The sequence below is a fragment of the Ideonella flava genome (assembly GCF_051857595.1).
In the GTDB taxonomy this organism is placed as follows: Bacteria; Pseudomonadota; Gammaproteobacteria; order Burkholderiales; family Burkholderiaceae_C; genus Ideonella.
This window is the reverse complement of the sequence record NZ_JBPZHD010000008.1, coordinates 310,266-324,275: the sequence shown is the minus strand read 5'-3', so window position 1 is coordinate 324,275 and position 14,010 is coordinate 310,266. Positions and strand designations below refer to the sequence as shown.

General features: G+C 69.6%; 9 protein-coding genes. 3 read left to right on the top strand and 6 right to left on the bottom strand.

Going from position 1 to position 14,010, the window contains the following annotated elements; translation table 11 throughout:
- Window positions 1–78: 78 nt before the first annotated feature.
- A complete protein-coding gene (locus ACS5PM_RS19205; protein ID WP_439389282.1) occupies window positions 79–2,223 on the top strand; it encodes a M3 family metallopeptidase in 2,145 nt (714 codons plus the stop codon).
- A 72-nt stretch (window positions 2,224–2,295) separates the two neighbouring features.
- Here ACS5PM_RS19205 and ACS5PM_RS19200 read toward each other — a convergent pair whose 3' ends face one another.
- The 6 genes from ACS5PM_RS19200 to map are packed head-to-tail and all read right to left on the bottom strand — an operon-like array spanning window position 2,296 to window position 8,513.
- Window positions 2,296–2,928 carry a DUF6198 family protein gene (locus tag ACS5PM_RS19200; protein WP_439389281.1) on the bottom strand — a complete coding sequence of 211 codons (633 nt, stop codon included), beginning with the start codon at window positions 2,926–2,928 and terminating at the stop codon, window positions 2,296–2,298.
- Complete coding sequence (locus tag ACS5PM_RS19195) at window positions 2,925–3,143, bottom strand: DUF2788 domain-containing protein (protein WP_439389280.1); 219 nt, start codon at window positions 3,141–3,143, stop codon at window positions 2,925–2,927. The genes ACS5PM_RS19200 and ACS5PM_RS19195 overlap by 4 nt, the downstream gene beginning before the upstream one ends.
- A complete protein-coding gene (locus tag ACS5PM_RS19190; protein ID WP_439389279.1) occupies window positions 3,143–3,934 on the bottom strand; it encodes a DUF2189 domain-containing protein in 792 nt (263 codons plus the stop codon). The genes ACS5PM_RS19195 and ACS5PM_RS19190 overlap by 1 nt, the downstream gene beginning before the upstream one ends.
- 60 nt (window positions 3,935–3,994) lie before the next feature.
- The gene (gene mnmH / locus ACS5PM_RS19185) at window positions 3,995–5,053 is read right to left on the bottom strand and encodes a tRNA 2-selenouridine(34) synthase MnmH (protein WP_439389278.1); all 1,059 of its coding nucleotides are present in this window, start codon (window positions 5,051–5,053) and stop codon (window positions 3,995–3,997) included.
- Window positions 5,050–7,692, bottom strand: a complete 2,643-nt coding sequence (locus ACS5PM_RS19180) for a [protein-PII] uridylyltransferase (RefSeq protein WP_439389277.1) — start codon at window positions 7,690–7,692, stop codon at window positions 5,050–5,052. Before ACS5PM_RS19180 ends, mnmH begins: the two co-directional genes overlap by 4 nt.
- Before the next feature lie 11 nt (window positions 7,693–7,703).
- Entirely contained in the window at window positions 7,704–8,513 is an 810-nt protein-coding gene (gene map, locus ACS5PM_RS19175; protein WP_439389276.1) for a type I methionyl aminopeptidase, read from the bottom strand.
- Window positions 8,514–8,615: 102 nt separating this feature from the next.
- Here map and purL point away from each other — a divergent pair, with 102 nt between their 5' ends.
- Complete coding sequence (purL, locus tag ACS5PM_RS19170) at window positions 8,616–12,635, top strand: phosphoribosylformylglycinamidine synthase (protein ID WP_439389275.1); 4,020 nt, start codon at window positions 8,616–8,618, stop codon at window positions 12,633–12,635.
- 45 nt (window positions 12,636–12,680) lie between these two features.
- A complete protein-coding gene (locus ACS5PM_RS19165; protein WP_439389274.1) occupies window positions 12,681–13,826 on the top strand; it encodes a glycoside hydrolase family 5 protein in 1,146 nt (381 codons plus the stop codon).
- Window positions 13,827–14,010: the final 184 nt, after the last annotated feature.

Here is a 14,010-nt window from a genome sequence, read left to right as displayed (position 1 = left end):
CCCTCGGCCGAGATGAGAGCGAAGGCGGCCCACGAGGCCGCCTTTCTCATTGCGCGCCGCCCAGCAAGGAGGGCCCCCATGTTTCGCGCCATCGCCACACTGGCCGCTGCATTCGCGCTGGTCTGCACTGCGCAGGCGGCGCCTGCTGCGGGAAATCCGCTGCTGGCCCCCTGGAGGGGCCCCTACGGCGGAGTTCCCCCCTTCGACGAGATCCGGGTGGAGCATTTCGTTCCGGCTCTCGAAGCCGGACTGGCGGCCAAGCGGCGGGAAATCGCGGCCATAGCAGGCAGCGGGTCGCCGGCGACCTTCGCCAACACGGTGCTGGCGCTGGAGCGGTCGGGCCGCCTGCTCACCCAGGTGCAGGTGGCCTACGCCTTGTGGGGCGAATCTCTCAACACGACGGCCATGCAGGAGGTCCAGCGGCGCATGGAGCCCAGGCTGGCCGCGTTCAACGACGAGATGACGCAGAACCCGCGGCTGTACCGTCGGGTCGAGGCGGTGTACCGCTCGGCCGGGATGAAGCGGCTTTCGCCCGAACAGCAGCGCCTCGTCTGGTCGTACCGCACGGCATTCGTCAAGGAGGGTGCCACGCTCGCGCCGGCCGCCAAGCGTCGCGTGGCGGCCATCAACCAGCGGCTGGCGACGCTGTACACCGATTTCAGCCAGCACCTGCTGGCCGAAGAGGAAGGCCAGGGCCTGGTGATCAGCGATCGCGCCGACCTCGAGGGCCTGGGCGCTGCCGATGTCGACGCCGCGGCGCAGGAGGCCGCGCGGCGCGGCCTGGGCGGCCGGTGGGTCATCGCGAACACCCGCTCCGCCATCGAGCCCTTCCTCACCCAATCGCCGCGGCGCGGCCTGCGCGAGCAGGCGTGGCGGCTGTTCGTCAACCGCGGCGACAACGGTGACGCCAACGACAACAACCGCATCGTGCAGGAGATCCTCGCGCTGCGGGCCGAACGCTCGAAGCTGCTCGGCTTCGCGAGCTATGCGCACTGGCAGCTCTCGGACACCATGGCGGTGCAGCCCCGCGCGGCGCTCGACCTGATGGCCGAGGTCTGGCAGCCCACCGCGGCCCGCATCCGCGAGCAGATCGCGCAGATGCAGAAACTGGCCGACGAAGAGTCGCAGAAGGCCGGCGTTGCTCGTTTCACCATCGAACCCTGGGACTTCCGCTACTACGCCGAGAAGTTGCGGCGGGCCGAGTACGACTTCGACGTCGCCGAGCTGACGCCGTATCTGCAGCTGGACAAGTTGCGCGAAGCGATGTTCTGGGCGGCCGGGCGTCTCTACGGCATCCGTTTCGAGCCCGTCGCCGATGTCCCGGTGTTCCATCCTGACGTGACGGTCTATCGCGTGCTCGACAAGGAGGGTTCGCTGGTGGGCCTGTGGTACTTCGATCCGTATGCGCGCGAGGGGAAGAACTCAGGCGCCTGGATGGGCAGCTACCGCACCCAGAACCGGCTGTTCGGTGTGGACGTGCGGCCCATCGTCTCGAACAACTCCAACTTCAAGCGCGGCAAGCCCGGCGAGCCGGTGCTGGTGACCTGGGACGACGCGGTGACGATGTTCCACGAGTTCGGCCACGCGCTGCACGGCTTGCTGTCCGATGCCAGCTACCCCAGCCTGGCCGGGCCGAATGCCCTGCTGGACTTCGGCGAGTTCCCTTCGCAGGTCAACGAGTACTGGCTGCCCACCCCACCGGTGCTGGCCATGCTCGTGAACTCGGCCGGCCAGCCGCTGCCCCAGGCGCTGATCGACAAGCTCCAGCGCAGCCGCCACTTCGACAAGCCCTTCTTCGAGCTGGAGTACCTGGCCTCGGCCTTGCTCGACATGAAGCTGCACCTGCTCGCCCGGCCGCCGGCGGATCTGAAAGCCTTCGAGCGCGCCACCCTGGACGAACTCGGCATGCCGACGGCAGTGGTGGCACGGCACCGCATCCCGCAGTTCGGCCACTGCTTCGCCGGCGAGGGCTATGCCGCCGGCTACTACGCCTACCTCTGGGCCGAGGTGCTGTCGCGCGACGCGTTCGAGGCCTTCATCCAGGCCGGTGATCCCTTCGATCCCGCGGTCGCGAGACGCTATCTGCAGACGGTGCTCTCGGTGGGCAACACGGTGGACCCGGCGCAGGCCTTCCGGCGGTTCCGTGGCCGGGATCCGCAGGTCGGCCCCCTGTTGCGCGCGTATGGCTTCGCGCCTGCGCCAACCACCGAAGCGGCGCGCTGAGGCCGCCGCCCTGGAGGCCGGCGGTCGGGATCCCCACGCGGCGCGCGGATGCGAGCCGAGGACTTTGGCGCGCTAGAAGGCGACGTAGCGCCCCGGGCGGTGGTTCACCGCCAGCGAGAAGTTCATCGCCGCCGCGGCGAGCACCGACAGCGCCAGCCGCTGCGCATCGATCCACGGCCAGGAGGCCAGCAGGATCACGCCATCGATGGCCAGCTGGACGTAGCCGGCGCGCCAGCCGAAGCGCTCCTGCAGCCACAGCACGAGGACGTTCAGCCCGCCCAGGCTGGCGCGGTGGCGGAACAGGATGATGAAGCCCGCCCCGACCAGCAACCCGCCGCCCACGGCCGCGAACCACGGCGAGACCCGCTGCAACTGGAACCACGTGGGCAGCACCTCCGACAGTCCGGCCAGCAGGGTCACCGCGGCCAGCGTCTTCAAGGTGAAGCGCCGGCCCATGCGCCGCCAGGCCAGCCAGTAGAAGGGCAGGTTGATGGTGAAGAACAGCGCCCCGAAGGGCAGGCCGCTGGCGTAGTGGGCCAGGAAAGCCAGCCCCACCGTGCCGCCCGTCATCAGGCCCGCGTGGCGGAACATCGCCAGCCCGATGCTGACGAACAGCGTCCCGGTGACCAGCGCCTGCACATCGTCGAAGAAGGAGTGCCGCTCCACCGCGGTGGCGGCCGTCGTGCTGCTGCCGGTGCCGTTCACTCGACGATCCCCGCCATGAAGTACTTGATCAGGCCCTTGGCCGCGAAGCCTAGCAGCCCCACGCCGAGGCCCAGGAAGAGCACGAAGGTGCCGAACTTGCCGGCCTTCGATTCGCGGGCGAGTTGGAAGATGATGAACACCATGTAGAGCATGAACGCGGTGACGCCCACCGTCAGGCCGAAGCCGGCAACCTGCTCCTCCGTGAAGCCCCACATCAGCCCAGGTCTCCGACCGAGCGGACCAGATCGCGATAAGCGTGCCAGCTCGAGTGTGCGAGCCAGGGCACGACGACCACCAGGCCCAGCATCATGGTGGCCATGCCGAGCGCGGTCAGCGTCAGCACCAGCAAGGCCCACAGCGCCAGCGGGGCCGGATGCGTGAGCACGGCCCGCCAGCTGGTGAAGACGGCCCCGAGCACGCCGATGCGCTGGTCCATCAGCAGCGGCATGGCCATCACGCTGGAGGCGAACACCGGCGCGGCCAGCAAGGCGCCGAGCGCCAGCCAGGCGCCGAAAAGCGCGCCGTCCTCGGCCAGGACCACCAGGCGGATGAAGTCGACGGGCTGGCTGACCCGGCCGGGCAGGGCCGTGGTGATCAGCGCGGCCGACGTCAGCACCCAGCCCGTGCCGGCCAGCGCCAGCAGCAGGCCGAACGCGATCATGCGGTGATCTGTCGGCCGCCACGCCCGCATCGCCGTCGCCAGGTCGGCGCGTTCGCCGCGCTCCAGCGCGCGGCTGACGGCATACAGGCCGGTGGCCAGCACGGGCGCCACCAGCAGGAAGCCCGACAGCGCCCCGGCGAGCCACCAGAACTGCTGACCAGCCCACCAGAACAGGGCACCGCCGAAGAGCGCCATGACCAGGCCGTGCACCAGGCCGGGCACGGGGCACTGCATCAGGTCACTCCAGCCGCGCGCCAGCCATCCCAGCGGTCGCAACAACGGGATTCGTCGCACGCCGAAACTGCGGGACTGGCGCAGGGCCTGCTCGGTGTATCGGTTGGGCATGGGCCGTGATGGTGGCCCACAGGTGGCTGGTCCGTCTTGACGTTGGACAAGACAAGGGACTCAGGCGGCCCCTATCAGCTTGCGAGCCGCTCCGGCCAGTGTGGCGGGATCGCCATCCTGCAGTTGCACCACCTCTGGGGCCTGCTCGTCGTGGGCGAACTTCAAGGCGTGGTCATACAGCGGGTCGTAATGCTGCTGCATGAGCTCGGTCAGCAAGGTCGGCCACTCGCCGGCGCGGGCCAGCCCCTGCCAGCGGGCCACGCCGGCCTTGCCACGCAACTCGGTCAGCGCCTGCAGGCGGTCGCACAGCACCTCAGCGTCCCGCATGAAGAACGCGTAGTCCTCGCTGAGAAGCCGGATGCGAGCTTCCAGCCCCATTTCCACCACCAGGGGCCGGGCGCCGTTGCGCAGGCTTTCGTGCAGCGCGTCGGGCAGCTGCAGCTTGCCGATGCGGCGGCTTTCGCGTTCGACGAACACCGGGCGGGACGGATCGAACCCGTGCAGCGCCTGCCACACCAGGGTCTCGAAGCGTTTCTGGCCGGGTTGCGGCCGGTCGGGCAGGTCGCCCAGCACCGAGCCGCGGTGCGCGGCCAGGCCTTCCAGGTCCAGCACCTGGGCGCCCTCGGCCGCCAGGGCCTGCAGCAGGCGCGTCTTGCCGCTGCCGGTGCGGCCGCCCAGGACGCGCCACTGGAAGCGAGGCACCAGCGCCTCCAGCTCTTCGCGGACGAGGCTGCGGAAGGCCTTGTAGCCGCCCTGCAGCTGGCGGGTGCGAAAGCCGATCTGGGCCAGCACGATGGCGAAGCTGCCCGAGCGCTGACCGCCGCGCCAGCAATAGACCAACGGGCGCCATTCGCGCGGCTGATCCGCCACGTGCTCGTCGATCAGGCGGGCGATGTTGCGCGAGACGATGGCCGCGCCGCGCTTGCGCGCCTCGAAGGTCGAGACCTGGGTGTAGAGGGTGCCGACCTCGGCCCGCTCGGCGTCGTCGAGCACCGGCCAGTTCACCGCACCCGGGAGGTGATCCTCGGCGAACTCGGCGGGCGAGCGCACGTCGATGACCGCGTCGTAGGTGTCCTGGCCGCCGAAGGCATCGGCGGCCGTCGTGGTGGTCAGGCTCACGGGACGAAGGCGATCGCGTCCAGCAGCTCGCTTTCGACCTGCAGCTGCATCTTCGGACTCTGCATCACCGGGCCACTGACGAGGAAGGTGTCCTCCACCCGCTCGCCGAGCGTGGACACCTTGGCGAGCTGGAGGTTGATCTGGTGCTTGCCGAGCACGCGGGCGATGGCGTAGAGCAGGCCGGAACGGTCGCTCGTGCTGACCGAGAGCACCCAGCGCTGGCCCTTTTCGTCCGGCCTCAGCGAGACACGGGGCTGCACCGGGAACGAGCGCACGCGGCGCGACACGCGGCCGCGGCTGGGCGCCGGCAGCGGGCCGGTGGAGGCGAGCGCCAGCGCGGCCTGCGTCTCGACCAGCGAGATCATGTCGCGGTAGGCGCTGGCCGCCTGGGTCTCCGCGTTCGGGTTCACGACCTGGAAGGTGTCCAGCGCGTAGCCGGCACGCGTGGTGTGGATCTTGGCGTCCTGGATCGAGAAGCCGGCGGAATCGAAATAGCCGCAGATGCGCGAGAACAGGTCCGGACAGTCGGGCGAGAACACCAGCACCTGCAGCCCCTCGCCGATCGGCGAAGGCCGGGCGCGGACGATGGGCGTGCGGGTCTCGAGATGGCGCCACAGCGAGCGGGCATGCCAGGCGATCTCGGTGGCGTCGTGACGGGCGAAGTAGCTCACGTCCAGCGTCGCCCACAGCGGCTGCTCGGTGCCCGGCAGCGCCGAGTGCAGGGCGAGGATGTGGCGGGCCTCCTGCTTTCGCGCTTCGATCTCGGCGTCCGCATCGGGCGAGCCGCCGCCCAGCGCGCGCAGGGTGAGGCGGTACAGGTCCTCCAGCAGCTTGCCTTTCCACGCGTTCCACACCTTGGGCCCGGTGCCGCGGATGTCGGCCACCGTGAGCAGGTACAGGGCGGTCAGGTGGCGCGCATCGCCCATCTGCCGGGCGAAGGCCGTGATGACCTCCGGATCGGACAGGTCCTCTTTCTGGGCCACGCGGCTCATGGTGAGGTGGTGGCGCACCAGGAACTCGGCCAGGGCGGCGTCCTCGGCTTCTATCTGGTGCTCCCGGCAGAAGCGCCGCACCTCCACTCCGCCGAGGTCGGAGTGGTCGCCGCCGCGGCCCTTGGCCACGTCGTGGAACAGCGCCGCGATGTAGAGCACCCACGGCTTGTCGAAGCCGGCCGCCAGCTGGCTGCAGAAGGGGTACTCGTGCGCATGTTCCGGCACGAAGAACCGGCGCACGTTGCGCAGCACCATAAGGATGTGCTGGTCCACGGTGTAGACGTGGAACAGGTCGTGCTGCATGCGGCCGACGATGCGGCGGAAGACCCACAGGTAGCGGCCCAGCACGGAGGTCTGGTTCATCAGCCGGAAGGCGTGGGTCTGGCCCTCGGGCTGTCGCAGGATGTCCATGAACAGCTCGCGATTGACCGCATCGCGGCGGAAGCGGCTGTCCATCAGGTTGCGGGCGTTGTAGAGCGCGCGCAGGGTCCGGGCCGACAGGCCCTTGATGCCGGGCGTCTGCTGGTAGACCAGGAAGGTCTCGAGGATGGCGTGCGGGTTGTCGGCGTAGAGATCGTCGCGCGCCACCTCGAGCATGCCGGCGCGATCGAGGAAGCGGGCGTTGATCGGCCGCATCGGGACGGCCTCGGTGCTGTTGACCCGCTCCTCGATGTTCAGCATCAGGATCTGGTTGAGCTGGGTGACCGCCTTGGCGGCCCAGTAGTAGCGGTGCATCAGCACCTCGGAGGCGCGGGTGCCCTTGTCGCCCTCGTAGCCGAAGCTGGCGGCCACGGCCGTCTGCAGGTCGAACACCAGCCGGTCCTCGCGCCGGCCGGCCACCATGTGCAGCCGGGCGCGGATGAGCTTCAGCGCCCCCTCGTGGCGCTGCAGCTGCTTGACCTCGAAGGGCGTGATCAGGCCCTTGGCGGCCAGCTCGCTCCAGGTGCGACCCAGGCCCGCCGCGCGGGCCACCCACATCACGACCTGCAGATCGCGCAGGCCGCCCGGACTCTCCTTGCAGTTGGGCTCCAGGGCGTAGGGCGTGTCTTCGTACTTGACGTGGCGCTGGCGCATCTCCAGCGTCTTGGCGCGCAGGAAGGCCTTGGGCTCCATCGCCTCGGTGTTGGCGTGGCGGAAGGTGTTGAACAGGCGCCGCGAGCCGCAGAGGAAGCGGCTCTCGAGCAGGGCCGTCTGCACGGTCACGTCCTTGCGCGCCTCGGCGATGCAGTCTTCTATCGTGCGCACCGAGGAGCCGATCTCCAGCCCCACGTCCCAGCAGGCGGTGATGAAGGCCGAGAGACTGGCCTGGCTGGCGGGATCTTCGGCGGCGCCGGCCACCGCAGGAGGCAGCAGCACCAGCACGTCGACGTCGGAGTGCGGGAAGAGCTCGCCGCGACCGTAGCCTCCCACCGCCAGCAGCGCGGCGCCGGCGGGCATCCCGCCTTCATGCCACAGCTCGACCAGGGTCGCGTCCACGTGGCGGGCCAGCGCCCGCAGGAACGTCGCGACGCTCGTGATGGTGGGCCGTGATTCGCGGAAGTGCTCGATCAGCGCGGCCTTGCCGCCGCGGAATCGCTCCCTCAGGGCGGGCAAGGGCAGGGCAGCCTTGTCGGCCTGGTCCGGGGCCGGGGCGTCCAGCGGGGCCATGGCGGGCCGCGTCAGTGCGCGTTGGTCGCGAAGGCCGGCGGGGGCGGGCTGCCGGCCGAGACGGTGAGCACCTCGTAGCCGGTGTCGGTGACGACGATCGTGTGCTCCCACTGGGCCGAGAGCGAGCGGTCCTTGGTGACGATCGTCCAGCCGTCGCCCGTCTCCTTGATCTCGCGGCGGCCGGCGTTGATCATCGGCTCGATGGTGAAGACCATGCCCGGCACCAGCTCCTCGAGCGTGCCGGGGCGGCCGTAATGCAGCACCTGCGGCTCCTCATGGAACTTCAGGCCGATGCCGTGGCCGCAGAACTCGCGCACGATGGAGAAGCCCTGGTTCTCGGCGAAGGTCTGGATGGAGTGGCCGATGTCCCCCAGGCGCGCACCGGGCTTGACCTTGACGATGCCCCGCCACATGGCCTCGTAGGTGATGGCGCAAAGGCGCTTGGCGGCGATCGAGCCCTCGCCCACGACGAACATCCGGCTGGTGTCGCCGTGCCAGCCGTCCTTGATGACGGTGACGTCGATGTTGACGATGTCGCCGTTCTTCAGCGGCCGGTCGTTCGGGATGCCGTGGCAGACCTGGTGGTTGATCGAAGTGCAGATCGACTTCGGGTAGGGCGTGTAGCCCGGCGGGGCGTAGTTCAGGGGTGCGGGAATGCCGCCCTGCACGTTCGTGATGTGCTCGTAGGCGAGCTTGTCGAGCTGGTCGGTGGTCACGCCGGGCTTCACGTGGGCCGTCAGCATGTCCAGGACCTCGGAGGCCAGGCGGCCGGCCACGCGCATGCCTTCGATGTCGGCGGCGGACTTCAGGGTGATCGTCATGGGGCGACATTATTTCATCCCGCCTTAAAATCGCGGGTTTTCATGGGCATGCCCCTGACGACACAGTCGTTCAGCGGGCAGCCACACCCCCAGCCACATCCCATGTCCTCAGCACCCCAGCATCTGATGCATTTCGAGGGCGGCAACGCCCTGTCCGCCTTCCGCGCCCAGGCCCTGCTGGCCCGGCTGCAGGCGGCCTGCCCGCGGGTCACCGCCGTCAGCGCGCGCTACGTGCATTGGGTGTGGAGCGACGGCGCATTGGATGCCATGGCGGTGGAGAAGCTGGCGGCGCTGCTGCGCTACGGCGAACCCGCCATCGCCGGCGAGGAGGGCGAGAAGGGCGAGCTGGTGGTGGTCATGCCCCGCCTGGGCACCGTCTCGCCCTGGGCCAGCAAGGCCACCGACATCGCCCACAACTGCGGCCTGGGCATCCACCGGGTCGAGCGGGTCACCGAGTACCGGCTGGCGCTCAAGACCGGCCTGGTCGCCGGCCTGCTGGGCGGCGCCAAGCCCCCGTCCGCCGAAGAGCGGGCCGCCTGCGCGGCCGTGCTGCACGACCGCATGACCGAGAGCGTGGCCTTCGAGCGCGAGGCCGCGCGGCACCTGTTCGACGAGCAGCCCGGCCAGCCGCTGGCCCATGTCGACGTGCTGGGGCGTGGCCGCGCGGCGCTGGAGGCCGCCAACACCGAATTCGGCCTGGCGCTGTCCGGCGACGAGATCGACTACCTGGTCGATGCCTTCACCGGGCTGAAGCGCAACCCGAGCGACGTCGAGTTGATGATGTTCGCGCAGGCCAACAGCGAGCATTGCCGGCACAAGATCTTCAATGCCGACTTCATCATCGACGGCGAGAAGCAGCCGCTGTCGATGTTCGGGATGATCCGTCACACCGAGAAGACGAATCCCCAGCGGTCGATCGTGGCGTACAGCGACAACGCCGCGGTGATGGAAGGCGGCCCGGTCGAACGCTGGCTGCCCGAGAGCTTCACCAACGCCCCGAAGTACAGCGCCCGGCACGAGACCGCGCACGTGCTGATGAAGGTGGAGACGCACAACCACCCGACGGCGATCTCGCCCTTCCCGGGCGCCTCCACCGGCGCCGGCGGCGAGATCCGCGACGAGGGCGCCACGGGCCGCGGTGCCCGGCCCAAGGCGGGCCTCGCGGGCTTCTCGGTGTCCAACCTGAACCTGCCCGGCACGAATGAACCCTGGGAGGCGAACGCCTACGGCAAGCCCGAGCACATCGCCAGCCCGCTGCAGATCATGATCGAAGGGCCGATAGGCGGCGCGGCCTTCAACAACGAGTTCGGCCGGCCCAACCTGGGCGGCTACTTCCGCGTCTTCGAGCAGACGGTGGGCACGGGTGCCGAGGCCGTGCGCCGCGGCTACCACAAGCCCATCATGATCGCCGGCGGCCTGGGGACGATCAGCGACGGCCAGACCCACAAGCTGCCCTTCGGCGCCGGCACGCTGCTGATCCAGCTCGGCGGCCCCGGCATGCGCATCGGCATGGGCGGCGGCGCGGCCAGCTCGATGGCTGCAGGCACCAACACGGCGGCACTGGATTTCGACTCGGTCCAGCGCGGCAACCCCGAGATCCAACGCCGTGCGCAGGAGGTCATCAACCACTGCTGGGCCCTGGGCGAGACGAATCCGATCGTGGCCATCCACGACGTGGGCGCGGGTGGCATCAGCAATGCCTTCCCGGAGCTGGTCGACGGCGCCGGCAAGGGCGCCCGCTTCGACATGCGCAAGGTGCCGCTGGAGGAATCCGGCTTGGCGCCCAAGGAGATCTGGTGCAACGAGAGCCAGGAACGCTATGTCCTGGCGGTGAACCCGGACCTGCTCCCGCTGTTCGAGCAGATGTGCGAGCGCGAGCGCTGCCCCTTCGCCATCGTCGGCGTGACGACGGACGAGAAGGAGCTGATCCTCGAGGACGGCCCGGAAGGCGAGCGGGTCATCGACATGCCGATGGAAGTGCTGCTCGGCAAGCCGCCGCGCATGCAGCGCGACGTCCGGCGCGTGCAGCGCAAGCTCGCGCCGCTGAACTTGACCGGCGTGGAGCTGAAGAAGGCGGCCTTCGATGTGCTGCGCCATCCGACCGTGGCCAGCAAGCGCTTCCTCGTGACCATAGGCGACCGCACCGTGGGCGGCCTGAACCACCGCGACCAGATGGTCGGCCCGTGGCAGGTGCCGGTGGCCGATTGCGCCGTCACGCTCGCCGACTACAGCAGCCTGCGCGGCGAGGCGATGAGCATGGGCGAGCGCACGCCGCTGGCCGCGCTGGATGCCCCCGCCTCCGGCCGCATGGCGGTGGCCGAGGCCATCACCAACCTGCTCGCCGCGCCGATCACGCTGGAGCACGTCAAGCTCAGCTGCAACTGGATGGCCGCCTGTGGCGAGCCGGGCGAGGATGCGGCGCTGTACGAAACCGTCAAGGCCGTGGGCATGGAGCTGTGCCCGGCGCTGGGCATAGGCGTGCCGGTCGGCAAGGATTCGCTGTCGATGCGAACCCGCTGGAGCGACGCCGGCGCGCAGAAGCAGGTCGTCGCGCCGGTCTCGCTCATCGTCTCGGCCTTCGTCACGCTCGATGACGTCCGCGGCACGCTGACGCCCCAGCTGCAGGAGGGCGACACGACGCTCATCCTGGTCGACCTGGGCGCTGGCCGCTCCCGCATGGGCGGCTCCATCCTGGCCCAGACGCTGCAGCAGTTCGGCGACCAGGTGCCCGACCTGGACGATGCGGCGCGCCTGAAGGCGCTGGTGGCGGCCGTCAACGAGCTGCGCGGCCAAGGCCAGTTGCTGGCCTACCACGACCGCTCCGACGGCGGCCTCTGGGCCGCGGCCTGCGAGATGGCCTTTGCGGGCCATCGCGGCGTCAGCCTGAACGTGGACATGCTGGTCACCGAGGGGGACGGCATCAGCGACAGCCGCGCCGAGTTCGGCGATTCGAAGAACTGGGCCTCGCAGGTCAGCGGCCGACGCGAGGAGCTCACGCTCAAGGCCCTGTTCAACGAAGAGCTCGGCGTGCTGCTGCAGGTGAAGACGAGCGAGCGCGACACGGTGCTGGCCACGCTGCGCACCCATGGCCTGTCGACCCTGAGCCACGTGGTCGGCAAGACCAACGACAAGCGCGTGGTCGAGGTCTGGCGCGATGCCAAGGCGCAATTCAGCGCGCCCCTGCGCGAGCTGCAACAGGCCTGGGACGAGGTGAGCTGGCGCATCAGCCGCCTGCGCGACAACCCCGAGGGCGCCGACAGCGAACACGCGGCGGCTGGCGGCGACGACCCTGGCCTGCACGTGAAGCCCAGCTTCGACCCGGCGGAGGACGTGGCGGCGCCCTACATCGCGACCGGCGTGCGCCCCAAGCTCGCCATCCTGCGCGAGCAGGGCGTGAACAGCCACGTCGAGATGAGCTATGCGATGGCCAAGGCGGGCTTCGACACCTTCGACGTGCACATGAGCGACCTGCAGGCCGGGCGCGCGAAGCTGGAGCAGTTCCAGGGCTTCGTCGCCTGTGGCGGCTTCAGCTATGGCGACACGCTCGGTGCCGGCGAGGGCTGGGCCCGCTCGGTCATGTTCAACCCCGTCCTGACCGAGCAGTTCGCCGCCTTCTTCGCCCGCAAGGACAGCTTCGCCCTGGGCGTGTGCAACGGCTGCCAGATGCTCGCGGCACTGGCCGGGATCATCCCGGGCGCCGAGGCGTGGCCGCGGTTCACGCGCAACAAGAGCGAGCAGTACGAGGCCCGGCTGGCCATGGTCGAGGTGCTGGAAAGCCCGTCGATCTTCTTCGCCGGCATGGGGGGCAGCCGCCTGCCGATCGCCGTGGCGCACGGCGAAGGCTATGCCGACTTCTCGCAACGCGGCAACGCGGCCGAGGTCTGGCGCGCCATGCGTTTCGTCGACGGCCACGGCCAGGCCACCGAAACCTATCCGTTCAACCCGAACGGCAGCCCGGGCGGCCTGACGGCGGTGACCACGGCCGATGGCCGCTTCACCGCGCTGATGCCGCACCCGGAGCGGGTCTTCCGCAACGCGTTGATGAGCTGGACGAACGGCGACATCGCCGCCGACAGCCCCTGGATGCGCATGTTCCGCAACGCAAGGCGCTGGCTGGCGTGAAGCTTGCCCATCGCCGCCGTGTTCAGCCTAGAAGGAGACCAGGCGATGAAGCAAGCAAGACGGGAACGCAGATGGTGGCGTCGGGCCGGCGTGGCCCTCGCCGCCTGGATGGCGGCAGTGTCCGGCGCCGGAGGCCCGGGCCTGGCGGTGGCCGCCGAGCCGGCCGCGCGGCTGACGGTGTCAGGCTCGCAACTGCTCGCGCCGGACGGCAAGCCGATCTGGCTGCACGGCTTCAACTGGGGCCGCTGGGGCACCGCGCTGCCGGATGACGGCAAGGCCAACGTCGAGCGAGGGGCCAATGTCGTGCGGATTCCCTTCCGCTGGAACTTCACCGGCAAGAGGGTCGACATCCGCGACACCGCCGCGCCCGGTCACATCAACCCCGAGGGCCTGAAGCACCTCGACGACCAGATCCGCTGGGCGACCGAAGCCGGCTTGTGGGTCGTGCTCTTCGCCGGCTCCGACCAGGGCGCGGGCGACAACAAGCAGAGCAACTACTGGACCGACGCGGCGCTCAAGCGGGAGTTCATGGAGGCCTGGGCCTTCGTCGTCCAGCGCTACAAGGACACGCCGCGCATCGCCGCCTACGAGCTGCTGTCGGAGCCGCATCCCAAGAAGCCGGTCACCGATGCGGGCCTGCGCTCGTTCTACGAGGAGCTGATTGCCAACGTCCGCCGCCTCGACACGCGCACCCCGGTCGTCATCGGTGCCAACGACCACTACGACATCAACCAGCTCCAGGGCGTGTTCACGAAGGTCGACGACAAGATCATCTACGCCGCCAACTTCTACCTGCCCACCGAGTACTGCAAGCCATGGCGTCGGGCGGATCCCAAGGCGGCGCCGAACGCCTACCCCGGCAGCTACGTGGACAGGCGCGGCACCACGCGCAAGTTGGACAAGCAGGCGCTGGCCGAGTTCATGAGGCCGGCCATCGAGTTCCGCGAGCGCAACAAGGTCCCGGTCTTCATCGACCAGGTCGGCTGCTTCGGCTCGGTGCCGGGCGTACTCGACTACACGCGCGACGTGCTGGACCTGCTCAAGGCCAACCGCCTGCACTACGCCTACTGGACGTACCGGGTGGCGAACGCCGGGCCGAACGAACACGGCCTTTGGTACAACCCCGGCGACGGCTGGAAGCTCAAGACCGACCTGGACAAGGTGCTGCGGGCCGGTCTGGCCGCGCCGTAGGCGCGGTCAGACCGGGCCTAGGCCAAGCCTAGGCCGTGTACGTTCAGCTCCCCCGGGCCCCCTCCAAGCGGGGGCTCCAGTCGGTTCGACGGCTCCACCCAGCCCTCCTCCGGGAGGAGGGCTCCAGACAGAGTGACGAGGGGCACGGGCGGCGCGGCGCGCAGGCTGCAGCCTCGAACGTGAC